The sequence below is a fragment of the Diaphorobacter ruginosibacter genome, from assembly GCF_014395975.1.
Classification (GTDB): domain Bacteria; phylum Pseudomonadota; class Gammaproteobacteria; order Burkholderiales; family Burkholderiaceae_C; genus Diaphorobacter_A; species Diaphorobacter_A ruginosibacter.
In genome coordinates, this window is sequence record NZ_CP060714.1 from 441,736 (window position 1) to 465,279 (window position 23,544).

Sequence of the window (23,544 nt, forward strand, 5' to 3'; positions counted from 1 at the left end):
GCCCCGGGATCGTCGATACGCTCCCATGCCGTCCGCCGCATTCGAGAACCGCGCATGAACACACGGATTCCCGTTCCAGGCATGCGCTCGCCCGGTGTCGGGTTCGAGCAGCCCTTCGAGATGCTCGACGCCTGCCACGAGCGCGTGCTGCGTTCGCTCAAGCTGCTGGATGACCTGCGCGCGTACCTGCGCACGCATGCGAGCGACGACATGGCTCGCCAGGCGGCACGCGACGTGCTGCGGTACTTCGACATTGCCGCCCCGTTGCACCACCAGGATGAGGAACTGCACATCTTCCCGCACCTGAGGCAACGGCGCTCGGACGATGCGCTTCTCATGGAGATCATCCGGCGCCTCGAGCGGGACCATAGGGAAATGACCCGCGCCTGGCTCCGGGTGCGCGAGCCTTTGCTGGGGCTCGCGGATCACTTCATCGGCCACTTCTCTGAGGCCGATGAGGCCGCGTTCGAGCAGTTCATCGCCCGCTACCGGCGGCATCTCGCTGACGAGGACCGCTGCGTCTACCCCGCGGCCCGCGCTGCGGTCGATGCCACTGAGCAGGCCCGGATGGGCCGGGAAATGGCCGCACGGCGCGGGTGAGTGTTGGCAGAGGCCCTGCTCAGAGCGTCGCCGCGATCGGCTTGCTGCCGGAGATCGTCGTGCGGTGCAACTCGCGGTCGAAATTGTTGTAGTCGTTCATCGCAAGATGCTGGGTGCAGCGGTTGTCCCAGAGGGCCAGGGACCCGGCCTGCCAGCGGAAGCGGCAGGTGTATTCGGGCCGCACGGACTCCTGGTAGAGGAAGTCGAGCAGCGGCGCGCTTTCCTCTTCGGTCATGCCTTCGAAGCGCACGGTGTAGGTCCTGTTCACATACAGCGCCTTGCGGCCGGTGCCGGGGTGCACGCGCACCACGGGGTGCGAGACTTCGGCGCTCGCACGCTCGTCCGTGCGCACCTCCATCTTGTGCGCCGGATCGCCATTGTTGACGACCGCGCCGCCCGCGCCGTAGGAGCGCACGGGGCTGTGGATGGCGCGCAGGCCGGTCAGCACTTCCTTGAGCTTGTCGGACAGGCCCTCATAGGCCGCATACATGTTGGTCCACATCGTGTCGCCCCCATAGGGCGGGATCACGCGCGCGTAGAGCGCGGAGCCCAGCGGCGGAATTTCCGAATAGCTCATGTCGCTGTGCCAGAGGCCGCCGAAATTGCGCTTGGTCTTCTCGGTCTTTCCCTTCATGACGGGAAGGATCTCGGGGTGTCCGGCCAGCGCGCGAACGAAGGGCACTTCGAGCAGATGGCCGAATCGCTGGCTGAATGCCTTGTGTTGCTCGGGAGTGAGCTGCTGGTCGCGGAAGAAGATCACGAGGTGATCGTGCAGCGCTTGCTCGATCTGCCCGAAATCGGCGTCGGACAAAGGCTGCGACAGGTCGATGCCGTGGATTTCTGCGCCCAGCGCTCCGGCGATGGGGCGGATGTCGAGAGCGGTGGCTTGTGCGGACATGGTGGGTCTCCTGTAGGTATGGGTTGAATGAGTGGCAGGCCGGATGCGTGGCTGGCGTGATTGACGTGGAGGCCTTACTGCAGCGAGATCTGGGCGCTCTGCACCAGCGCGCCCCACTTCCGGGTCTCGGACTGGATGAAGCTCCTGAATGGGGCAGGGCCGTCGGCGGACACCATGCCGCCCATCTCGGCGATCTTCTTTTCCATGTCAGGCGACCTGGCGATGTCCACCAATTCCTTGCTCAGACGCTGCACGATGGGCTGCGGCGTGGATGCCGGTACGAGCACGCCGAACCAGCCGGTGATCGCATAGTTCGGAACGCCTGCTTCCTCCATCGTTGGTACGTCGGGCAATTGCGGAGACCGTTTGCTGCTGGTGATGGCCAGCGCGCGCAGCTTGCCGGCCTTCACCATGGGCAGCGCGGAGGGCATGTTGTCGAACATCATCGGCACATGGCCGCCCATGGTGTCCGACAGCCCCGGAGCGCTGCCCTTGTAGGGAACATGGGTGAGCTTGATCTTCGCCGAGCTGGCATACAGCTCGCCCGCGAGGTGCAGCGAGGTTCCCGCGCCGGGCGTGGCATAGCTCAGCGGCCCCTTGGATTGCGCAAGCGCCGTCAGTTCCTTGACCGTGTGCACCGGAAGGTCGTTGTTCACCACGAGCAGGTTCGGCACTTCCATGAGCAGCGTCACCGGCGAGAGGTCGCGCAGCGGGCTGTAGGGCAGGCTGCCGTAGAGCGAAGGATTGATCGAGATCGGCCCGATATTGCCCATGAGGATGGTGTAGCCATCACCCGGCTGCTTGGCGACGAAATCCGTGCCCAGGTTGCCGCCCGCGCCGGGCTTGTTCTCCACCAGCACGGGCTGGCCGAGCCGCTCGCCGAGCTTTTGTCCGACCAGGCGCGCCAGCATGTCGGTGGAGCCACCGGGCGGATAGGGAACAATCCACTTGATGGGGCGCGACGGCCAGTGGCTGTCTGCATGCGCGATCGTCGGTGCGATGGCGGATGCCACGACGGCCGAAGCAGCCAGGACGAGAGGGGCGAGTTTCATAGGGCTTGTCTCCGTTGTGAATTCACGGTATGTTCACTAGATGAACGTATTGTTTGTTGTGTGAACATATGCAGAATAATCGATCGATACAGAGATGTCTCGCAATCCTTCGCGCCTTCAGGGTTAATGTGAGCCCGACGCTTGCGGAGCTGTCCCGTGCGGTGGAGTTGCCGCATCCCACGGTGCTGCGTTTCCTGCTGACGCTGGAGGAGGAGGGCTACGTGGCGCGCGATGCCGGCGGCCACTGGCGCTTGACCACGCGCATGCTGGAGTTGGGCTTTGCCGCCATGGAGGGACTCGGGGTGGCCGACGCCGTGCAGGAGCAGCTGCAGGCCCTGGCCGATGCGTACTCAGGCACCTCGAACCTGGGCGAGGCGCACCCCGAAGGTGTGATCATCATCGGCAGGACCATGACTGCCGCGGAGCGCCGCCGCCTCGTGGTGATGAACCTGCGGGTCGGCAGCATCCTGCCGCCCGGCAGTGCGCTGGCCGATGCCCTTCCGCTGGGCCCCGGCGAGCATGCGCGCCGCGCCTATCCCGAGACGCAGCAGGTCTCGCTGGCGGTGCCTGTTCGCGGTGTGCTGGGCCGGCAGCTGTCCATCGGCATCTCCACCACCGCCGCCGTGCTGGAGAGCGAGGCGCAGGAACTCGAGGCCGTGCGTGCCTTGCAGGACAAGGCGGATTCGGTCGGGAGGATCCTGGGACTTGCTGCCGTGTGAAGGAGGCGAGGCGGTGCGGCGAAAAAAAGCCGCACTGCCACCGATTCAATCGGGCTGGCGGGTGCGGCCGTGGTGGACAGCGTGAGGGACTCGCCGAAGGGAGTCAGGCACGCCGGTGAGGGCGTCGGGAAATCGGGACGAGCGCGTCAGTGCACCAGAACCGGGTTCTGGGCCAGGCCGACGTAGCCGTCCAGCGTGTCTTCGACTTCCTCCTGCGTGGGCGTGTTGCGCTGCCACTCGAGGATCTGCATCTGGAACATCTCTGCCCAGGAACCGTCGAGGTAGACCTCCTTGCCGGAGCGCTTGTCCACGATCTCGAATCCATGGCGCGGCAGTTGAGGAACCGTGGGTTGGGCAGCAGACTTCTCCTCACCGCTGAGATCGGCGTCAGGCTGCATGTGGACGACAACAAAAGAATCTGAGTCGTAGAGCATGTGCATGGTCAAGTTCCTCCTTTCACTGCGGGATAGATGGCGACCCGGGACCGGATTTCAAGGGACATGCGGCTTTGCGCATCGTCCTCCAGCCACCGTCCTGGGTGCGGACATCTGGAGAACAGTATTCCACGGATTGACGCCGTCCATGGGGAATTGCATGGATCAGACAAAAAAACATTATTTCCATTTCAGTCGCGGAAATTTCTGCGATATTCATGGATTGGGCATGTTGCTGCCATTGCGTGATTTTCCCTGCCGATTTCCTGTTCGGGATTTTCGTTTCGAGTGTGCAGGAAAAGAAACCGCGTTGATGGACCTCTTTGGGGCCCGATTCAACGCGGGAATCAACGGGAACTCGCGTGAAAAACGGTTGTGGCCGGAATATTCCCACGGCCACGTCAAGGCCATGAGGCAAGGCCTTGATTGGATCAATGCAGCACGAGCGCAGCATGGGGTGACACCAGTGTGGTGTAGCTGTCCAGCGTGCCATCCACTTCGTCGGGGCTCGGCATGCTGTACTTCCAAAGGGCTACATGCTGCTGGAAGACCTGGGCCCAGGGGCCATTCAGGAATACCTCCTTGCCTGAACGCTTGTCGAGAATTTCAAATCCCGCGCAAGCATGGATGCTCTCGCCGCCATTCATTTCCGTCACGGCGAAGCAATTGGAATCGTAGAGCCTGTGCATTCGAAAAACCTCCCGAATAACCAGGGGCGACGCGCTATGGCATGGAGTCGTCCTTCGGGCACATGGTATTCAGAATCGACATCGGCGGGGCATGCGAACTGGTGAACTACTGTGAACCATGCTGGCAGATGGTGAATTCGATCCGCGGCCGACCTGTTTTCGGGCTTTTTATTGCTATTTCAGTGACAGCTCGGCGTAGTCCCCATTGGACTGGGTGATGCGCAGGCGCACGGGCAGGTAGTGCTGCTCGATGCCCAGCCACAGGTCCGCCTGCAGGTCACGCTCGTGCCTGGGCTGCTTCTGCAGGCGGATGGCGGGCGTGGGGCCGGCGGGCAGGTCCAGCGTGCGGGTCTCCCCGACGGTGAAGATCCAGCGATCCGCATTGCGGGGCCCCACGGTCGTGAGGGCGATCTGCGTTCCCTGGGGATAGCGGTCGGGGGCCGCGGCGATCATGGCGCCGATCTGAATGAGCACGCTCACGCGATCCTGGGTGCCCTGGCCTATGGGTGTGCGGGTGGTATTGGCGCTGAAGGTGACGATCTTGCTGTCGAAATCCAGGTGCGCGGCTACTTCGCGCTTGCCCTTGTCGCCAAAGCGGGTCGGCACCAGGCCCTGCGGCGTGATCCTGCCGGTGCTGGTCTGGCTGCGCGTGCCCAGCAGGAAGGCGCTCACCTCCTGGCGCGCCTCGTAGGTGCCGCCTTCGTTCCTCCACGAAAGCTCGCCGTTCACGTTGTAGCGCATCTTCTTGACCTCGCCCTCCACGGCATATTTGAGCGTGGTGGACGCAGGCAACTGTATCGGCGGAGGCTCGGTGCTGGCGTCGCTTCTGGCGCCTGCAGCACCCGGCGGTGTGATGTCGACACCGGCGCTCAGTTCATCCTCGGGGCTTCGTTCAGCTGGGGCCGAAGCCTGCGGGGCCGGGGCGCTCGCGGCCGAAGCGGGGACATCGGGTGCGGAGGGGATGGCCGCCAGAGCGTCGCCGGTCGATGACGTGTCGGGCCCGAGGGTGTCGGACGACTCTGTGGTCGGGGAGTCCGGGGATGCTGCACCCGCATCGGCAGGGGGCTCGGGGGCCGTTGGCGGGGCTGCGGGCGGCTGAGGTGCGGGCTTGGGGCGTGGCTTGGGCTTGAGCTTGGGCGGTGTCGGCTGTGGTGCGGGAGTAGCAGGCGTTGTAGGAGGCGTTGCAGCAGGCTCTTCGGTGGCCGGCTCCGGCGGAGGGGGCACGATCATGCGGGTATGGAATGCCGCGCGCTGTGCGGTGTCTTCGTCGGTTCCACCCAGCGGCATGCCGCCGAGCACCAGCCAATGCAGGGCCAGGACGACCAGGGCGATCAGCAGAAGGGCGCGGCGGGGCATGACTTGGATGGGCTGGGCCGGGCCTGGTTCAGTCGGCGGAGTCCCGCGCCGGGGCGCGATCTTGCGGCAGGGGATCGCGCCAGCCCAGCTCGCCCGACAGCCGCTCGGCGGCCGCGCGCAGCGGGGCGTGGATGGCGCCCTCCCATTCGGAATCGAACGTGGCCGAGGAGCCCAGCGTGGTAATGCCCATCACCAGGTGCCCGTTGGAGTCGAACACCGGGGCGCAGAACGCATGGATGCCGGGCAGCAGCGTATCGGCGACCCTCGCGCAGCCATGCCGGCGCACCTCGTCGTACAGCGCCTCCACCTCGGCCGTCGAACCCGGAAGCCCTGCGTGCCGCTGGGTCTTCGCACGGTCAAGCTCCTCTGCGATCAGGGCTTCGGTTTTCGCGCGGGGCAGCCAGGCGCCGAAACAGCGCCCGGTGGCCGAGGACAGCAGCGGCATCACGTCGCCGAGCCGCAGGTTGGCGGTGACGGCCATGGGGGACTCCTCCCAATGCACGATGGTGGGGCCACGGTTGCCCCACACGGCCAGAGCCACCGTGTGGCCAAGCTGCTCCATGATCTGCGGCACGCGCTCGCGCGCAAGGCGCACGGCATCGATGCGCGAGAGCGAGGCCAGGCCCAGCTTGAGCGCGGCAGGCCCCAGGTCATAGCGGCTGCTGCGGCTATCCTGCACCACCAGCTGCAGGCGCTGGAAACTCACGAGATAACGGTGCGCCTTGGCCGCACTCATGCCGGCCGCAGCGGCCAGATCCTTGAGCATCAGCGGGCCGCGAGCGTGCGTGAGGGCTTCGAGCAAGGCAAAGCCCACTTCCACGGATTGGATGCCTGCGCGTTCTGTTTCCATCTGCATGCACTAGAATTTTGAAATTCTTTTTTGTTAAATCAATTTCACGAATCGTAATTCATGCTGGGCATGAAGCGTCGTGATCCAGGAGATTCCCGCCATGAAACTTGCCACCTACAAAGACGGCTCGCGCGACGGCCAGCTCGTCGTGGTCTCGCGTGACCTGAGCACAGCCCATTATGCGACCGGCATCGCCGACCGCCTGCAGCAGGTGCTGGACGACTGGAATTTCCTCTCGCCCCAGTTGCAGGACCTGTACGACCAGCTCAATGCCGGCCGCGGCCGGCATCCCTTTCCGTTCGACCCGGCGCAATGCATGGCGCCCCTGCCGCGCGCCTACCAGTGGGCTGACGGCTCGGCCTACATCAACCACGTGGAACTGGTGCGCAAGGCGCGCAATGCCGAAGTGCCCGAGAGCTTCTATATCGACCCGCTGATGTACCAGGGCGGCAGCGACGACTTCCTGGGGCCGTGCGATGACGTGGTGGTGCCGAGCGAGGCCATGGGCATCGACTTCGAGGCAGAGATCGCCGTGATCACAGGCGATGTGAAGATGGGCGCATCGCCCGAGCAGGCGCTGGACGGGGTCCGCCTGGTGATGCTTGCCAACGACGTGAGCCTGCGCAACCTGATCCCCGCGGAACTGGCCAAGGGCTTCGGCTTCTTCCAGAGCAAGCCGGCCACGGCGTTCAGCCCCGTCGCGGTCACGCTCGACGAGCTTGGCGATGCCTGGGACAAGGGCCGCGTGAACCTCACGCTCACCTCCACATGGAACGGCCGCCGCGTCGGCATGTGCGATGCCGGACCGGAAATGACCTTCCACTTCGGGCAGCTCATTGCGCATATCTGCAAGACGCGCAACGTGCGCGCGGGCAGCATCGTGGGCAGCGGCACGGTGAGCAACAAGGACTGGTCCAAGGGCTATTCCTGCATCGCGGAAAAGCGCTGCATCGAGACCATCCAGGACGGCCAGCCCAAGACCGAATTCATGAAGTTCGGCGACACCATCCGTATCGAGATGAAGAACAAGGCCGGCCAGAGCCTGTTCGGTGCGATCGAGCAGGCCATTGCCGATCCGAACGCGGCCTGATGCCTTTCGTTTGCTTCTTCGTTGTGGTCCGCTTCGCGTAAAGTGCGCCGCAGGAGGCCCGCTCATGGTCTTGGGAAAAGCGTTGCAGGGATGTGACCGGCCGGCCCCGGCGTATGGCCCTGGGCGATTGCGCCGCTGGGCGCGCGCCGCACGGCAGGCGGTGGTTCCCGCGCTGCTCTCGGCAGGGCTCTCCCTGGTGATCGTGCCGGGCGCAGCGCGTGCGGAGGGCGCGGGCTGTCCGCCGGCGGCGCAGATGCCCGACCAGGCCACGTTGCAGTCGCTGATGCGGAATGCGCGTGATCGCGGCGTGCTCTGGCGCCTGGAGAAGGATGGGCGCACGAGCTGGCTCTACGGCACGATTCACGTCGCAGAGCAGGCCTGGATGGTGCCGGGTCCCTTGGTGATGGATGCGCTGCGCTCCGCGGATGCGCTGGCCCTCGAACTCAATTTGCTTGATCCTGCCGTCATGGAGCAACTGCTCTCCGCCATGCGCACCCAGCCCGGCGCGAAGCCGTTGCCGCAGCCGCTGCAGGAGCGGCTTCAGGCCTTGAAGGAGCGGGAATGCGTGGGCACGCAGATCGATGCCCTGCGTCCCGATGCGCAGGTCGTCTCGCTTGCCACGCTGATTGCGCGCCGCGAAGGGCTCGACCCGTCCTATGGCATCGACCTCACGCTGGGCGGCGTGGCCACGGGCATGCGCAAGCCCGTGATCGGCCTGGAGTCGGTGCAGACACAGATTCGCCAGATGATCTCCGACGACCCGAAGCAGGTGGAGGAAACCGTGCGCACGGGGCTGGCCCAGCTCGAGCGCGAAGATGCGGGCACGACCCTGTCCCTGCTGGCCCATGCCTGGGCGGACGGGCGCATGAACCTGCTCGAGAGCTATCCCACATGGTGCCGGTGCCTGACGGATGCCGCCGAGAAGCGGGAGTACGAGCGCATGGTGGTCGGCCGTAATCCAGGCATGGCGCGCGCCATCGGCCGGGAGATCGCTTCCGGCCGCAACCTGTTCGTCGCCGTCGGTGCGCTGCACATGGCCGGTCGCGATGCCTTGCCGAAACTTCTGGAGCAGCAGGGCTTCCACGTCACGCGCGTGGAATTTCCGGGCAACGATCCCTCCGGCATGCCTGCATCCCATTGAGAGACGGGATGGGGCAGGCACCGCATGACAGCCGCATGACCAATGCACCCTCACAACACAACCACTACAACCCCCTCACTCACTGCACATCAGGAGACATGACATGAAACGCAGAAGCCTGCTCCAACACGCCGCCGCCCTCACCGGGGCCGCCGCCGCACCCTGGGCGCTCGCACAGTCCGGCAACTATCCGCACCAGCCGATCCGCTGGGTCGTGCCGTATCCCGCGGGCGGCGGCACCGACGTGCTGGCGCGCGCGGTGGCCGAGGCCATGCGGGGCGGACTCGGTGCGCAGATCATCGTGGACAACCGGCCGGGGGCCTCCACCAACATCGGTGCGCAGATCGTGGCCACGTCCAAGCCCGATGGCTATACGGTGCTCTCCGCCGACAACGCGGTACTGGCCTACAACGAGTACCTGTTCACCAAGCTGCCGTTCCATCCCGAAAAGGACTTCACCTACGTAGGCGGTTTGACGCGCTTTCCGCTGGTGCTCGTGGTCCATCCGGGCTTTGCCGAGGGCCGGACGTTCAAGGATTTCATGGCCTATGTGCGCGCCAATCCCGGCAAGGTGAACTACGCCTCGCCCGGCAACGGCTCGCCGCATCATCTGGCGATGGAGATGTTCAAGTACCGCACGAAGACCTTCCTCACGCACATTCCCTATCGCGGCGCGGCGCCGGCGCTGCAGGACGTGATGGGCGGGCAGGTGCCGTGCATGTTCCTCGACCTGGCCGCCGGGCTGTCGGTGATCCAGTCGGGCAAGGTCAAGGCGCTCGCGATCGGCTCGGCCAAGCGTGCGCCGCTGCTGCCCGACGTGCCGACGCTCGCCGAGGTCGGCATCCAGGACACCGAGGTCTACGCCTTCCAGGGGATGCTGGCGCCGGCCGGGTTGCCTGCCGACATCACGAAGCGCCTCAACACCGAGCTCAACAAGGCGCTGGCCTCGCCCGAGGTGGTCAAGCGCATGCAGGACTACGGCATGGAGTCGCTGGCCGGCACGCCCGAGCAATTCAGGGCAATGGCACGGGCCGAGGCCCGGCGCTGGGGTCCGATCATCAAGGCGACGGGTGTGAAGCTGGATTGATGAAGGCCGGAGCGTCGGTGCGCGCTGGAGCGGCATGCCGCTCCACGTCCACCACGCAGTCATAGAAGCACGGGCCGCGCCCGATGTCCGTCAGTCGCTGGTGGGTGAGTTCGTTCACGTTCGTGCCGTTCTCGCCATCCTTGCGCCACCACACGCCCAGTCCCACGACCACGCCCTTGCGTGCGCGGCCGTTGATGCGGGCCTGGCAGACGTGTTCCCCGCGGGTGTTGTGCACGCGCACCGTGTCGCCGTCCGCGATGCGGCGTTCGGCCGCGTCGTCGGGGTGCATCTCCACGAGCGGCGCGCCCTCGTTGTTGCGCAGGCTTTTCACGTTCACGAAGGTGGAATTCAGGAAGTTGCGCGCGGGCGGCGAGATCATCGCCAGCGGATAGCGCGCATCGCTGCCCGGCGTCTCGTAGTTGGGGATGTAGTCGGGAAGCGGGTCGACCCCCAGCTTGCCAAGTGAGGCACTGATGAATTCGCACTTGCCCGAAGGGGTGGGGAAGCGGCCTTCGGCGAACGGTGCCTCGGGCAACTGCAGGCTGGCGAACCCCTGGGACAGCAGCATGTCGAAATCAACGCCGGTATCGGCGATGGCCGCGCGGCACAGCTCTTCATCGCTGTCGCGGAAACACGGCGCGGAGAACCTGGGGTCGAGCGCCGCCATGTGCGCGGCGAGATCGCGGAAGATCTGCGCGTTGCTGCGTGCCTGGCCCTCGGGGGGGATGGCGGGGCGATTGAGCAGAACGTCGGTGTGGCCGTAGCTGCCATGGATATCCCAGTGCTCGAGCTGGGTGGTGGCGGGAAGGACATAGTCCGCGAGATCGGCCGTGTCGGTCATGAAATGTTCGAGCACGACGGTGAACAGGTCCTCGCGCGCGAACCCCCTGGCGACCTTGGCCGATTCAGGCGCCACCGCCACCGGGTTGCTGTTGTAGACCACGACGGCCTTCACCTGTGGGCCGAACTGCGCATCGCCCGCATGCAGCAGCGCGTCGCCGATGGCGCTCATGTTGATGGTGCGCGGGCGCCGCTCTCCCAACAGGTCGGGGCGCTGCAGCGCCTGCCGCCGGAACGGATAGGCGCCCGAGGACGACAGCAGCAGGCCGCCGGACCGATGGCGCCACGCGCCCACCAGTGCCGGCAGGCAGGCGATGGCGCGCACGGCGTTGCCGCCGCCTCGCGCGCGCTGGACGCCGTAGTTCACGCGGATCGCAGCCTGGGGCGTGGTGCCATAGTCGCGCGCCAGTTGGCGGATCTGCTCCTCGGGCAGGCCGCACACTTCGGCTGCGCGCCGTGGCGGCCACTGCAGGGCGCGTTCCTTCAGCGCTTCCCAGCCCAGCGTGTGCCGGGCGATGTAGTCGTGGTCGAGCCAGTCGTTGACGATGAGCTCGTGCATCAGCGCGAGTGCCAGCGCCGCATCGGTGCCCGGCAGCAGCTGCAGGTGCTCGTGGCACTTGTCGGCGGTCTCGGTCTTGCGTGGGTCGATGCACACCAGGCGCGCGCCATTGCGCTTGGCATCTTGCGCGATGCGCCAGAAATGCAGGTTGCTGCCGATGCTGTTGCTGCCCCAGATCAGGATGAGGCGGCTTTCGGCGTAGTGCTCGACGCGCATGCCGATCTTTGCGCCATAGGTGTGCAGCAATGCTTCCCCTCCGGCCGTGGAGCAGATGGTGCGGTCCAGCAGTGACGCCCCCAACTGGTGGAAGAACCGGCGGTCCATGCTCTCGCCCTGCACCATGCCCATGGTGCCCGCGTAGCTGTAGGGCAGCACGGATTCGGGGTGGCTTGCGGCGACGCGGTGCAGGCGCTGCGCGATGTCGGCCAGCGCCTCGTCCCATGGCACGGGGACGAAGCGGCCGCGCTCGCCGGGCACCTTGGGCCCCACGCGCCTGAGCGGCTGCAGCACGCGCTCCGCGTGGTAGGTGCGCTCGGTGTACTTGCTCACCTTGGCGCACAGCACGCCTCCTGTGAAGACATGGTCGGGATTGCCGTTCACGCGCGTGGCCACGCCGTCGACGACGGTGGTCACCAGCGAGCAGGTGTCGGGGCAATCATGGGGGCAGGCACCCTTGACGGTGCGGACGGCGGCGTTCGAGGACTGCATGTTCTGGCTCGTCACAATGTGCGTGGGGGTTTCTTCTTTCCTGCGCAAGCAGGAGGGGTAAGAAGGCGCACTCTAGCGCGTTTTCGGCGTCTTTTCGCGGCCATGGTCATGCCATGGCGGCGGGGCGGTAGGAACCCGATGGTGCGGGCGGCCACGCCCGGCTAGACTGTGGGATCAAAACGGAGCCTGACCGAGGTGAAACCTGCCGGGCGCCCTGGCCCTATCCGGTCACGGTGCGACGGCGCAATGCCCGTGGCCATGGGGCCGCAATGCAGGCCTCGAGCGGGTCCGAAGGAAGCCTGCACATGAAAGTCATAGATTCGATCGTTGCCCAAGCGGCATCCATCGCTGCCATCCGGCGCGACATCCATGCTCATCCGGAGCTGTGTTTCGAAGAGGTGCGCACTGCCGACCTCGTCGCTGCCAAGCTCACCGAGTGGGGCATCCCCATCCATCGCGGCATGGGCAAGACCGGCGTCGTCGGCATCGTCAAGGGGCGGGATGATGGCGCATGCGGCCGCGCGATCGGCCTGCGCGCCGATATCGACGCGCTGCCGATGCAGGAGTTCAACACCTTCGAGCATGCCAGCCGGCACAAGGGCAAGATGCACGCCTGCGGGCACGACGGCCATACGGCCATGCTGCTGGCGGCTGCGCAGCATTTCTCCACGCACCGCGATTTCGATGGCATCGTCTATCTGATTTTCCAGCCTGCGGAAGAGGGCGGCGGTGGCGCGCGCGAAATGATCAACGACGGCCTGTTCGAGAAATTCCCGATGCAGGCCGTCTTCGGCATGCACAACTGGCCCGGCATGGCGGCAGGCTGCTTCGCGGTAAGCCCGGGCCCGGTCATGGCGTCGAGCAACGATTTCACCATCACCATCCACGGCAAGGGCAGCCACGCCGCCATGCCGCACATGGGCATCGATCCGGTGCCGATCGCCGCGCAGATGGTGCAGGCATTCCAGAACATCATCAGCCGCAACAAGAAGCCGATCGAGGCGGGCGTCATCTCGGTCACCATGATCCACGCGGGCGAGGCCAACAACGTGGTGCCCGACTCATGCGAGATGCAGGGCACGGTGCGCACCTTCAGCATCGAGATGCTCGATCTGCTGGAGCGCCGCATGCGCGAGGTCGCGGACCACATCTGCGCGGCCTTCGAGGCGACCTGTGATTTCAAGCTGAACCGCAACTATCCTCCCACCATCAACTCGCCCGCCGAGGCGGAGTTCGCACGCAAGGTGATGCAGGGCATCGTCGGCGAGGACAACGTTCTCGTGCAGGAGCCCACCATGGGCGCCGAGGATTTCTCGTTCATGCTGCTCGAGAAGCCGGGAGCCTACTGCTTCATCGCCAACGGCGATGGCGCGCATCGCGAGATGGGCCATGGCGAGGGGCCGTGCACGCTGCACAACCCCAGCTACGACTTCAACGACGATCTCATTCCGCTGGGCGCCACCTACTGGGTGCAACTGGCCCAGCAGTGGCTGGCCCATCCCACGGTCAAGTAAGGCGAAACGCAAAGGGCGGTGCCGCGCGCAATACGCGGTGCGCGCCCCTGGCCGTGCCACGCCGGTTTCACGAGATCCATCCATCATGGAGGATGATTTGACGATTCACAGTCAGGACTTTGCATGATCCCGATTCCAGACGCTTTCGCAGGCCGCTATGCGCTGGCCCGCGCCCGATTCATCGCCGGCGTGGCGGCGAACGGACTGCAGCTTCAGCAGTATCCCCACCCGCTCAAGGGGCTGGAGGGCGAGGAACTGGCGGTGGACGTGGCGCTCGATGGCTCGCCCGACGCGGAACGCCTGCTGATCGTGAGCAGTGGCTGCCACGGTGTCGAGGGGCTGTGCGGCAGCGGTGTGCAGGTGTTCGCGCTGCATGATGAGGAATGGCGCGCGAAGGCGCGTGCCGAGGGAATTGCGGTGCTGTACGTGCATGCGCTCAATCCGCATGGCTTCTCGTTCCTGCGCCGCGTCACGCAGGAAAACGTGGACCTGAACCGCAACTTCATCGACTTCGGCAAGCCGCGTCCCTCCAATCCCGAATACGGGCAGCTCGACCCGATCCTGCTGCCCGAACGCTGGCCGCCCGATCTCCAGAACGAAGCGGAACTGGGGCGCATGGTGGCGCAGCTCGGCGAACCCCGGCTGCAGGCCATCATCAGCCGCGGCCAGTACGACTGGCCGGCAGGCCTGTTCTATGGCGGCGCCGAACCCACCTGGAGCCACCGCACGCTGCGGTCCATTCTTCAAGCCTACGGCAGCCGCGCTCGGCACATCGCCTGGCTTGACGTGCACACGGGGCTGGGTCCGTTCGGTTATTGCGAACGCATCTATATCGGCGCGGGCGACAGCGCATCCATGCAACGCGCGGAAGGCTGGTGGGGCGGCAACGGTACCACCCCCGTGACGCTGGCCGGAGGAGCGGGCTCCGCGTCCGCCGAGCTGAACGGACAAATGCACGGCTGCATGCTGCAGGAATGCCCGCAGGCCGAGCTCACGGGAATCGCGCTGGAGTTCGGCACGGAGCCCGCCATCCAGGTGCTGCAGGCGCTGCGTGGCGACCACTGGCTGCACAAGCACCCCGAGGCCGCAGCCGACGAGGCGTTGGTGGCGCAGATCCGTGCGCAGATGCGCAAGGCGTTCTATGACGATTCGGATGGCTGGAAGGGACAGGTCATCAGCCAGGCGCGACAGGCGATGTTCCAGGCCGTGGATGGCTTGGCTGCATCCGATTGAATGCACTGCGGACGGTGTTGCAAAATAAAATAGCACGACCGTTCGTATTTTGTGGAAACTTGGATACACTGGAGCGAACCGGCAGCCTGAGCGCCGCCGTTATCGCCATCATCATCCAATCCGGGAGACAACCATGTCCGATCTGAACACGCATTTCGAAACCGCCGTCGCCAACTCCAAGCTCCTGAGCGAGCGTCCCGACAATCCGACGCTGCTGAAGATCTACGCGCTGTACAAGCAGGCAACCGTGGGCGACAACGACGAGAAGAAGCCGAGCTTCTCGGATATCGTTGGGCGGGCCAAGTGGGATGCGTGGGAGAAGCTCAAGGACACGAGCTCGGATGATGCGAAGCAGCAGTACATTGATCTGATCGAGTCTCTGCGCGGTTGATGAACTGCTGAGGTTCTCTTTCTCGTATCGAGTTTTCAGTGGGGCCGTCCTTGGGGGCGGCTTTTTTTGTTCTCTGTTCTTGTTGGGTCCTGTTGCCTTGTTTTGGGGTAGAGGCCTGGGCACTCCCGGCCTCCACGCTAAAAGACACAACAGAACCCCCTACGGGGCACGAGAAAAGCCCAGCGATCGAGCCCCGGACGAGGAAGCAGGCATCAGCTCCTCCAGCGCCGCCTTGCGCTCCTCCCCATCAGCCCGCGCCATCCGCTTCACCGCAGCGTGAAAGCGCTGCCAGTCACGCCCCTCGTGCTCGAACAGCGTGAGGAACGCGGGCACCAGGTCATCGTAAGCACCTTGCGCCCCGAAGGCCGCGTTGTTGGCGTCACGTACCCAGCGGTCAAGAGCGGCCAACTGCCCCGGTTGGGCGTGGCCCTCGCGGATCCAGCGTTCCCGCAGTTGCGCATAGTGGTCGCGAAAGGCCTGCATGGCCTGCTGTTTTCCGGCTGCAAGGGCCGGGTGGTCATTGCTGGCCTGGGCAGGAGCGGCGCTCCTGTAGACGTTCTCGAGCGCCTCCCGCGTGCTCCGCGTGAGCGCGCGGAATTCCGCGCGGCGCTGCTCGCTGGCGTTGAACTCCTCCTGCGCCGCTGGTGTGGATTGCTCGCGCAGCCATTGCTGAACGCCCAGCCGCTCCACGGCCGTGGCATACGATTCGTTGAAGCCGGTGTCGCCCGAAGCGTAGGCCACCTGATGGGCCAGCTCGTGAAACAGCAGCCGGACGAAATCGCCCTCGGGCCAGCCGATGAAGGTGCTGAGGATGGGGTCGCCACCCATCCAATTGGAGTAGCCCAGCGTGGAATACGCAGGCACGGGGTAGACGCTCACCTCCAGGCCTGCCTGCTGCATTCGCTGCGCTTCGGCTCGCGCGTCCGCCTCGGCGAAATAGCCGCGGTAGCCGATGCAGCCCGTCACCGGGAAGCACCAGGTGTGCAGCCTGAGGGAGTACGGCGGCGCGGCCACGACGTTCCAGACGGCGGCGCTGCGCTCCAGCTGGGCGTAGCGGTGATAGCTGGCGTTGTCGGGCAGGGCGAGTTCGTCCACGGCGAAGCGGCGCGCCCGCCGTGCCAGTTCCAGTCGCTCGCGCAGGGCGGGCTTGAGGGCAGGGTCGCCGATCCAGTCGTCGATGGGCTTGGCCGAGTTCATGAGTGACATGTGCCCGCGAAACGACTGCCAGTAGTAGCCCAGCGTGCTGTCCTCCATGGTGGAGGCGCATCCGCAGAGCGCCACCGTGGCACCCAGGCAGGCCAGAAGGTGCGGCAGGCTGCGGGGAATGAGATATTTCATGTATGGATGTACAGTATTTCTCGGATTCACGGCCCATTCGCGGCACAATGGGGCATGGCCGATACCAAGCAAACTCCAGCACCCGTGGCGGGACTTTTCACCGATGACAGCGGGCAGCCGCGCTGCTTCTGGTGCGGGGCATCCCCTCTGTACAAACATTATCACGACCACGAATGGGGATTCCCGGTGGACGATGAGCGACGCCTGTTCGAGAAGCTTTGCCTCGAAGGGTTCCAGGCGGGGCTCAGCTGGATCACCATCCTCAACAAGCGGGAGGCATTTCGCGCCGGCTTTGCCAACTTCGAGGCCGAGGAGCTGTCGCGTTTCGGCGAGAGTGACATCGCTCGCCTGCTGGCCGATGCCGGCATCGTGCGTCACCGGGGCAAGATCGAGTCGGCGATCAACAATGCCGCCCGCGTGCTGGAGCTGCGTCGTGAGTTCGGGTCGCTCGGCGCCTATGTCTGGAGCTATGCCCCGCGGGCTGCCGAAGACCGGCCGGCACTGAATACCTATGACGCCGTGCGCGCCATCACGGCCACGGCCGCGTCGCAGGCGCTGTCCAAGGATCTCAAGAAGCGCGGCTTCAGCTTCGTGGGGCCCACCACCATGTACGCCTTCATGCAGGCCATGGGGCTGGTCAATGACCATATCGCGGGCTGCCATGTCCACCAGGCGGCCGAGCAGGCGCGTGTGAACTTCACCATGCCGAAATTCGGGTGATGGTCAGGAGAGCAGGGCGTCAGCAGGGTGTGGGTCGCCGGGAATGAGGATCGGCTGGATGAGCCGTTCTGCGCGTTGCACGCAGGAGATCCGGAGAGCGGAATCAGGCGAAAGAAAGAACGACGGGAAGGCCGGTAGGAGGGGCGCGCAAGGTACGGCGCGTCATCCGCACGGCGCCCGAACAGCGTTCAGGCGCGATGCGAATGTGCTGCAGAAGATCAGCCGCCCTTGGAGGGACGCTTGCCGGGGTTCTTCTTGCTGCGGGTAGCGACACCGCGCTCCAGGCTCACGCGCTGGCCACGGCCGCCGGTGGCGACGGGCATGCCTGGCAGCGGGGTGGGACGGGGACTGCGCTTGCGGTCTGCTTCTGTAACGATCTTGTTGCCCATGACTGGCTCCTCTAGAGAAAAAATCGGATGAACCCGCTATTAGGCCATATTTGTGGCATCAGCGGTCAAAAACGGGCTTTTTCGGTGGTCCGGACGTGCCTGAAATACCGGGTTTTCCTGTCGCCTTGAGGGCAAAATGTGACACTTGTGTAGCTGGCGTGTCGGAGTTTTGCCGACTGCCATGTCAGACAGCAACCCTTGACTGTTGCACGTTTCCCCTAGAAGAATTAAGGAGCCTCGGCAGAACCCTCGCCAATCGGCTGGGCGCGGATCGGGATGAGCCGCAAGGCGTCTTTTGAAGGCAATAGCAGTAGCTATTGACGAAAAAGACAACGCCGCGGATCGCCCGAGGCCGCGTTCAGACGATGGCAGGGAGTTTTGCAGAGGCTTCTTAACGACCTTGATCACTTTGCGGGGGATCGGTGTGAAGGATTTGATGAAGTCGCTTGAGCTCAGCCTGGCTCAGTCGCCGGTGTCTGTGCAGGTCCAGTTGCCAGACGGCAAGCAGCTGGGTTCGCGGAATGCGGATGTGCGGCTGGGTTTCAAGGATCGGCTGTCGATGGTGGCGCTGGCCATGGGCGAGATCGGCAATGTGGGCGCGGCCATTGTGGAAGGCCGGGTAGCCATCGAAGGCAACATGCGGCAGCTGATGGCGGCGGCGGCTGCGCTGCTCAAGCTCGACCCGACCAGCGGCACGGGCAACCACTGGTGGCAGCGCGTGGTCCAGCGAGCGCGCTCGATGGCCGCGCATACGGTGGCGCACAACGCACGCAACATCCAGTTCCATTACGACCTGTCGGATGACTTCTATGCGCTGTGGCTCGACCCGCGGCGCGTGTATTCCTGCGCCTACTACCGCACACCCGATCTTGCGCTGGCCCAGGCGCAGGAGGCCAAGCTCGACCACATCTGCCGCAAGCTGAACCTGCAGAAGGGAGAGCGTTTCCTCGACATCGGCGCGGGCTGGGGCGGCCTGCTGTTGTGGGCTGCGGAGAACTATGGCGTGGATGCGACCGGCATCACGCTGTCCAAGAACCAGTACGCCCACGTGCAGCAACTGATCGAGGACAAGGGCCTGGCCGGCCGTGTGCGCATGAAGCTGGTGGACTACCGCGAGCTCAAGACCGATCGCCCATTCGACAAGATCGCCTCGGTGGGCATGTTCGAGCACGTCGGGCGTGCCCAGATGGCGGGCTATTTCCGTACCGTGCACGACCTGCTGCGCCCGGGCGGGCTGCTCATGAACCACGGCATCACGGCGGGCGGAGTGGACAATGCGCAGCTCGGAGCCGGCATGGGTGATTTCATCGAACGCTACATCTTCCCCGGCGGCGAACTGCTGCATGTGAGCACCGTCCAGCATGACATGGCGGTGGGCGGCCTGGAGATGGTCGACACCGAGAACCTGCGCCCGCACTATGCGAAGACGCTCTGGGCGTGGTCCGATGCGCTGGAGGCGCAGCTCGGCGAAGCCTCGAGGATCCTGAATGCGCAGTACGGAGAGGACAAGGGCGGCAAGGCGCTGCGGGCGTACCGGCTCTATCTGGCAGGCTGCGCGCTGGGTTTCGAGCGCGGCTGGATCGCCCTGCACCAGATGCTGGCGGCCCGCCCCGATGGCGATCTGCATTCCGGTACCTTGCCCGGTGCGCAATCGGTTTATCCTTTCACCCGCGACTACATCTACGCGCCGCGGCCTCCTGCAGGGGACGCGGGCACCAGGTAGGCCGCAGGCCCCGGTCCGCTCACTCCCAGACACTCATTGGAAGAAGAAAGCCCAGATGCTCTACAAGTTCAAATCCCGATCCACCGCCGACCTCATCATGCTGGAGCCCACCGCGCGCCAGATCCTGCAGATCATCGGCAAGGACCCCGACGGGCAGCACGGCATCGTTACCGTGGCGCAGATCCCTGGCGCCATTGCTGCCCTGGAGGCAGCGGTCGATGCCGCCGAAAACCTGGGGCGTGCCGACAAGGACAAGGCCCCGGATTACGCCAGCACGAACGAGGATGACCAGCAGGTGAACGAAGGCGAGGTGATCGAGTTGCGCCAGCGCGCCGTGCCGTTCATCGACATGCTGCGCCGCAGTGCAGCCGAGAACAATGACGTGATCTGGTAGTCGACCGGCGCGCGCTCATAAAAAAAACGGTGGGATCCTGCGATCCCACCGTTTTTTTATGGAGGCTTTGCCTCGGGGAGGCCGTCACCAGGCCCGGCTGCCCCGAAGAAAAGACCTGTCTCAGGCATCAGTCGGCGTACGCACCGGCAGCCTTGATGATCGGGCCCCACTTGTTGATTTCGCTGATCACGAACTTCTTGTGGCCTTCGGGTGTCAGGCGATCGTCATTGGCGATCACCGCGCCCAGCGCCTCTTCGTTCTTCACGAAGGTCGGATCCTTCAGCGCCACCTTCAGCGCATCGTTCACCGTCTTGATCACGGCGGCCGGCGTGCCCTTGGGCGCGTAGAGGCCGTGCCAGATGGTCACTTCGAAGCCCTTCAGGCCTTGTTCCTGCAGCGTCGGCAGGTCCTTCAGCTCAGGCGTGGCCAGGCGCTTGGGCGTGGTCACGGCATAGGCCTTCACCTTCTTGCCGGCGATCTGCTGGGTGGTGTTGGTGGTCTGGTCGCACAGCAGATCGACCTGATTGCCCATCAGGTCGGCAATCGCAGGCGCGGCGCCCTTGTAGGGCACGGGCGTCATTTCGGTCTTCAGTGCGCTCTGGAACAGCAGGCCGCAGAGGTGCGATGCGGAGCCGATGCCAGCGTTGGCCAGGTTGATCTTGCCCTTGTTGGCCTCGATCCAGCCGGCCAGTTCCTTGTAGTTGTTGGCGGGCAGCGTGGGCTTGCCGACCAGGGTCATCGGAACGTCGTTGATGATGCCCAGGTACTCGAAGTCCTTCTCGACATTGAACGGCAGCTTGCGGTACAGGCCCGGCACGGTGGACATGCCGATGTGGTTGAGCAGCAGCGTGTAGCCGTCCGGAGCCGCGCGCGCAACCTTGGCCATGCCGATGGAGCTGCCCGCGCCTGCGGTGTTGTCGATGACGATGGTGGCGCCGTTCAGCGGCTTGCGCAGCGCTTCGGCCAGGTCACGCGCGACGCGGTCGGTCGGGCCGCCGGCGGTGAATGGAACCACGATGGTGATGGTCTTGCCCTTTTCGGGATAGCCCTCTGCGGAAGCACCGAACGCTGCGGCGACGGCCGCGGCAGCCACGGCGAATTTGAAAATTGTCTTCATGATGATCCTGATGAATGAGGGCGCCATCATAGAAATGAACTCATGTCCCTGCATCAAGGAAATCACTGAGAGCAAGGGCTTTTCTGCTTGACGTAATCCTCTTGCAAGGCTTAAAGAATGCGAGGTACTTAACACGTTGCCGGAAGGTGAAGTCACGCCGCGCCGCGCCGTGCTGGCTGTGCCTCCCCTTCCCGCGAAGCAAGAGCCAGGGCATGGTGCCAAAGTCTTCAGGGCAGTGGATATCAGAAGGCCGCGGAGCAGGCCATGCCAGCGGCAGCCGCGCAAGGGCCGCCCCGCCGCGCTGGCTGCGTCCCCTCCCGCGAAGCGAGAGAGGGGGAAGGCGCGAAGCGCCTCAGGGGGTGACACCTAATTACTTATAACTTCTGGCATCCTCGATCACCTTGCCATCATTGGGCAGGGTGCCGGGCATCACCATCTTGATCTCGCCGCGCAGCTTGGTCACCTCGCGCAGCGCATCGGCCACGAGTCCCGCAAAGCCCGGAGCGGTCTCGGTGGTCTCGACGACGAGCTTCATCTGGTCGTTTGCCATCTCACCGCTCACCACGAGGCGCGCCTTCGTGATCTGCGGGAAGCGCTTGGTGACCGCGGCGACCTGGCCAGGGTGCACGAACATGCCGCGCACCTTGGTGGTCTGGTCGGCGCGTCCCATCCAGCCCTTGATGCGGGTGTTGGTGCGGCCCGTGGGGCACTGGCCCGGCAGCACGGCGGAGAGGTCTCCGGTGCCGAAGCGGATCAGCGGGTAGTCCGCGTTGAGCGTGGTGATCACCAGTTCGCCGACTTCGCCCTCGGGAATCGGATCGCCCGTGCCGGGGCGCACGATCTCGACGATCACACCTTCGTCGAGCACCAGGCCCTCGCGCGCCTGGGTCTCATAGGCGATGAGGCCGAGGTCGGCCGTGGCATAGCATTGGTAGCCGGCCACGCCGCGCTCGCTCATCCAGTCGCGCAGCGACGGGGGAAAGGCCTCGCCCGACACCAGCGCCTTGGTCACGCTGGCAAGCTGCACGCCTTGCTCTCCTGCCTTCTCGATGATGATCTTGAGGAAGCTCGGCGTGCCGATGTAGCCCGCGGGCCTGAGTTCGGCCATGGCCTGCACCTGCTGTTCGGTCTGGCCCGTGCCGCCAGGAAAAACCGTGCAGCCCAGCGCATGCGCACCTGTCTCCATCATCGAGCCCGCGGGCACGAAGTGGTAGCTGAAGCTGTTGTGGATCAGCTCGCCCGGGCGGAAACCGGCCGCGTACATCGCGCGTGCCATGCGCCAGTAATCCTTCCGTGTTCCCTCGGGTTCGTAGATGGTGCCGGGGCTGGCAAACACGCGCGGCATCTGGGCGCCGAACGCGAGCGTGCTGAAACCGCCCAGGGGGTCGCTGTCGCGGTGTTGCTGCTGGCGCTCGAGCAATTCGTACTTGCGCGTGACGGGCAGCCTGGCCAGGGCCTCGCGGCTGTTGACGGAGGCCGCGTCCACGCCTGCCAGAATCTCCGCAAACGCCTTGGATCGGCTTTGCGCGTTCGCGATCTGCGCGGGCAACGCGGCCATCAGGGCCGCTTCACGTTCGTCGGGTGTGCGCGTCTCCAGCGCGTCGTAGAAGGCATTCATGGCAACAAATCCGGTGGGTGAAGATGCATACAAGGTGCCTGCAATGGGCGAGGCACAGGCGAGAGCGGCCGAGCAAGGGCCGCCCCGCAGCGAGGGCTGCGTCCCCCTCCCGTAGCGCGCAGCGCGTAGAGAGAGGGGGAAGGCGCGCAGCGCCTCAGGGGGTGTTTCATGCAAGCCAGCGCTTGCGGCGCTTGTAGCTCTTGACGTCCTTGAAGCTCTTGCGCTCGCCCCCGCCCACGCCGAGGTAGAACTCCTTGACGTCCTCGTTGTTGGCGAGATCGCTGGCAGCTCCATCCATCACCACGCGGCCGCTTTCCATGATGTAGCCGTAGTCGGCGTATTTCAGCGCCATGTTCGTGTTCTGCTCGGCCAGCAGGAAGGTCGTGCCTTCCTTGCTGTTGAGGTCCTTGACGATGTTGAACACCTCTTCGACGATCTGCGGCGCGAGACCCATCGATGGCTCGTCGAGCAGGATGATGTTGGGGTTGGACATGATGGCCCGGCCGATGGCGCACATCTGCTGCTCGCCGCCCGAGGTATAGGCCGCCTGCGAAGTGCGGCGGGTCTTCAGGCGCGGGAAGTAGTTGTAGACCTTCTCCAGATTGGCGGAGATCTCCCCCTTGCTGGTGCGCGTGTACGAGCCGGTCAGCAGGTTCTCCTCGATGGTCAGGTGGGCAAAGCAGTGGCGACCCTCCATGACCTGCACCACCCCGCGCCTGACGAGGTCGGCCGGGGAGAGATTCTCGATGCGTTCGCCGCGCAGCTCGATCGTTCCCTTGGTGACTTCTCCGCGCTCGCCCTTGAGCAGATTGGAGATCGCGCGCAGCGTCGTGGTCTTGCCCGCGCCGTTGCCGCCCAGCAGTGCAACGATGCCTTTTTCAGGCAGTTGCAGCGAGACGCCCTTGAGCACGAGGATCACATGGTTGTAGATCACCTCGATGCCGTTGACGTTGAGAACGATGTTTTTCGTTTCCATGTTCGAGCCTTTTCAAAGCCATTCACCCAATCGGAAACCACTGCGGGAGTGGCTTTCGATTGCGCACTTGGCGCAATCCCTTGAATTCCCTGCTACCTTGACGGACAG

At 64.9% G+C, this 23,544-nt stretch carries 23 protein-coding genes; 11 read left to right on the top strand and 12 right to left on the bottom strand.

Translation table 11 applies throughout. The features are described 5' to 3' along the window. Window positions 1–54 precede the first annotated feature (54 nt). Window positions 55–600, top strand: a complete 546-nt coding sequence (locus H9K76_RS02135) for a hemerythrin domain-containing protein (RefSeq protein WP_187597958.1) — start codon at window positions 55–57, stop codon at window positions 598–600. A 19-nt stretch (window positions 601–619) separates the two neighbouring features. Here the strand turns inward: H9K76_RS02135 and H9K76_RS02140 are convergent, their stop codons facing one another. Both H9K76_RS02140 and H9K76_RS02145 read right to left on the bottom strand, forming a co-directional pair. Further along, window positions 620–1,498, bottom strand: coding sequence for a TauD/TfdA dioxygenase family protein (locus H9K76_RS02140; RefSeq protein WP_187597959.1), 879 nt, complete (start codon window positions 1,496–1,498; stop codon window positions 620–622). Window positions 1,499–1,572: 74 nt separating this feature from the next. Then, entirely contained in the window at window positions 1,573–2,550 is a 978-nt protein-coding gene (locus H9K76_RS02145; protein ID WP_187597960.1) for a Bug family tripartite tricarboxylate transporter substrate binding protein, read from the bottom strand. Window positions 2,551–2,678: 128 nt separating this feature from the next. Between H9K76_RS02145 and H9K76_RS02150 the strand changes: the two genes are divergently transcribed. Then, the gene (locus H9K76_RS02150) at window positions 2,679–3,269 is read left to right on the top strand and encodes a helix-turn-helix domain-containing protein (RefSeq protein WP_246475251.1); all 591 of its coding nucleotides are present in this window, start codon (window positions 2,679–2,681) and stop codon (window positions 3,267–3,269) included. A 146-nt stretch (window positions 3,270–3,415) separates the two neighbouring features. Here H9K76_RS02150 and H9K76_RS02155 read toward each other — a convergent pair whose 3' ends face one another. The 4 genes from H9K76_RS02155 to H9K76_RS02170 all read right to left on the bottom strand — a co-directional run bounded on the left by H9K76_RS02155 (window position 3,416) and on the right by H9K76_RS02170 (window position 6,598). Beyond that, on the bottom strand, window positions 3,416–3,709 hold the full coding sequence (locus tag H9K76_RS02155; protein ID WP_187597962.1) for a BTH_I0359 family protein: 294 nt from the start codon (window positions 3,707–3,709) through the stop codon (window positions 3,416–3,418). A 425-nt stretch (window positions 3,710–4,134) separates the two neighbouring features. Continuing rightward, window positions 4,135–4,392, bottom strand: coding sequence for a BTH_I0359 family protein (locus H9K76_RS02160; RefSeq protein WP_187597963.1), 258 nt, complete (start codon window positions 4,390–4,392; stop codon window positions 4,135–4,137). Between the two features lie 174 nt (window positions 4,393–4,566). Next, on the bottom strand, window positions 4,567–5,748 hold the full coding sequence (locus tag H9K76_RS02165) for a DUF3108 domain-containing protein (RefSeq protein ID WP_187597964.1): 1,182 nt from the start codon (window positions 5,746–5,748) through the stop codon (window positions 4,567–4,569). Window positions 5,749–5,776: 28 nt separating this feature from the next. Further along, complete coding sequence (locus H9K76_RS02170; protein ID WP_187600413.1) at window positions 5,777–6,598, bottom strand: IclR family transcriptional regulator; 822 nt, start codon at window positions 6,596–6,598, stop codon at window positions 5,777–5,779. Between the two features lie 100 nt (window positions 6,599–6,698). On the opposite strand from H9K76_RS02170, the gene H9K76_RS02175 reads away from it, so the two are divergent. The 3 genes from H9K76_RS02175 (at window position 6,699) to H9K76_RS02185 (ending at window position 9,916) form a co-directional block, all read left to right on the top strand. After that, window positions 6,699–7,688, top strand: a complete 990-nt coding sequence (locus H9K76_RS02175; RefSeq protein ID WP_187597965.1) for a fumarylacetoacetate hydrolase family protein — start codon at window positions 6,699–6,701, stop codon at window positions 7,686–7,688. A gap of 64 nt (window positions 7,689–7,752) precedes the next feature. After that, complete coding sequence (locus H9K76_RS02180) at window positions 7,753–8,829, top strand: TraB/GumN family protein (protein ID WP_187597966.1); 1,077 nt, start codon at window positions 7,753–7,755, stop codon at window positions 8,827–8,829. Window positions 8,830–8,932: 103 nt separating this feature from the next. Beyond that, window positions 8,933–9,916, top strand: a complete 984-nt coding sequence (locus tag H9K76_RS02185) for a Bug family tripartite tricarboxylate transporter substrate binding protein (protein WP_187597967.1) — start codon at window positions 8,933–8,935, stop codon at window positions 9,914–9,916. Here H9K76_RS02185 and H9K76_RS02190 read toward each other — a convergent pair. Continuing rightward, on the bottom strand, window positions 9,888–12,023 hold the full coding sequence (locus H9K76_RS02190) for a molybdopterin-containing oxidoreductase family protein (RefSeq protein WP_187597968.1): 2,136 nt from the start codon (window positions 12,021–12,023) through the stop codon (window positions 9,888–9,890). The genes H9K76_RS02185 and H9K76_RS02190 overlap by 29 nt on opposite strands. Before the next feature lie 305 nt (window positions 12,024–12,328). Here H9K76_RS02190 and H9K76_RS02195 point away from each other — a divergent pair, with 305 nt between their 5' ends. From H9K76_RS02195 to H9K76_RS02205, 3 genes are all read left to right on the top strand, one after another. Next, window positions 12,329–13,537, top strand: a complete 1,209-nt coding sequence (locus tag H9K76_RS02195; protein WP_187597969.1) for a M20 aminoacylase family protein — start codon at window positions 12,329–12,331, stop codon at window positions 13,535–13,537. 123 nt (window positions 13,538–13,660) lie between these two features. Further along, window positions 13,661–14,770: a M14 family metallopeptidase gene (locus H9K76_RS02200; RefSeq protein ID WP_187597970.1), complete on the top strand. Its 1,110-nt coding sequence runs from the start codon at window positions 13,661–13,663 to the stop codon at window positions 14,768–14,770. A 133-nt stretch (window positions 14,771–14,903) separates the two neighbouring features. Then, window positions 14,904–15,161 (top strand): acyl-CoA-binding protein, encoded by a 258-nt coding sequence (locus H9K76_RS02205; protein ID WP_187597971.1) that lies wholly within the window; start codon window positions 14,904–14,906, stop codon window positions 15,159–15,161. Between the two features lie 159 nt (window positions 15,162–15,320). On the opposite strand, the gene H9K76_RS02210 is transcribed toward H9K76_RS02205, so the two are convergent. Continuing rightward, complete coding sequence (locus tag H9K76_RS02210) at window positions 15,321–16,499, bottom strand: aminopeptidase (protein ID WP_187597972.1); 1,179 nt, start codon at window positions 16,497–16,499, stop codon at window positions 15,321–15,323. A gap of 54 nt (window positions 16,500–16,553) precedes the next feature. Between H9K76_RS02210 and H9K76_RS02215 the strand changes: the two genes are divergently transcribed. Then, entirely contained in the window at window positions 16,554–17,219 is a 666-nt protein-coding gene (locus tag H9K76_RS02215; protein WP_187597973.1) for a DNA-3-methyladenine glycosylase I, read from the top strand. Between the two features lie 218 nt (window positions 17,220–17,437). Here the strand turns inward: H9K76_RS02215 and H9K76_RS02220 are convergent, their stop codons facing one another. Continuing rightward, window positions 17,438–17,608: a hypothetical protein gene (locus tag H9K76_RS02220; RefSeq protein WP_187597974.1), complete on the bottom strand. Its 171-nt coding sequence runs from the start codon at window positions 17,606–17,608 to the stop codon at window positions 17,438–17,440. A gap of 424 nt (window positions 17,609–18,032) precedes the next feature. Here H9K76_RS02220 and H9K76_RS02225 point away from each other — a divergent pair, with 424 nt between their 5' ends. After that, window positions 18,033–19,331: a class I SAM-dependent methyltransferase gene (locus H9K76_RS02225; protein ID WP_187597975.1), complete on the top strand. Its 1,299-nt coding sequence runs from the start codon at window positions 18,033–18,035 to the stop codon at window positions 19,329–19,331. A 55-nt stretch (window positions 19,332–19,386) separates the two neighbouring features. Next, complete coding sequence (locus H9K76_RS02230) at window positions 19,387–19,725, top strand: DUF1840 domain-containing protein (RefSeq protein WP_187597976.1); 339 nt, start codon at window positions 19,387–19,389, stop codon at window positions 19,723–19,725. Between the two features lie 127 nt (window positions 19,726–19,852). Here the strand turns inward: H9K76_RS02230 and H9K76_RS02235 are convergent, their stop codons facing one another. The 3 genes from H9K76_RS02235 to H9K76_RS02245 all read right to left on the bottom strand — a co-directional run bounded on the left by H9K76_RS02235 (window position 19,853) and on the right by H9K76_RS02245 (window position 23,436). Beyond that, window positions 19,853–20,842, bottom strand: coding sequence for a tripartite tricarboxylate transporter substrate-binding protein (locus H9K76_RS02235; RefSeq protein WP_187597977.1), 990 nt, complete (start codon window positions 20,840–20,842; stop codon window positions 19,853–19,855). Between the two features lie 370 nt (window positions 20,843–21,212). Further along, window positions 21,213–22,460 carry a phenylacetate--CoA ligase family protein gene (locus H9K76_RS02240; RefSeq protein WP_187597978.1) on the bottom strand — a complete coding sequence of 416 codons (1,248 nt, stop codon included), beginning with the start codon at window positions 22,458–22,460 and terminating at the stop codon, window positions 21,213–21,215. A 166-nt stretch (window positions 22,461–22,626) separates the two neighbouring features. Next, complete coding sequence (locus tag H9K76_RS02245; protein ID WP_187597979.1) at window positions 22,627–23,436, bottom strand: ABC transporter ATP-binding protein; 810 nt, start codon at window positions 23,434–23,436, stop codon at window positions 22,627–22,629. Window positions 23,437–23,544: the final 108 nt, after the last annotated feature.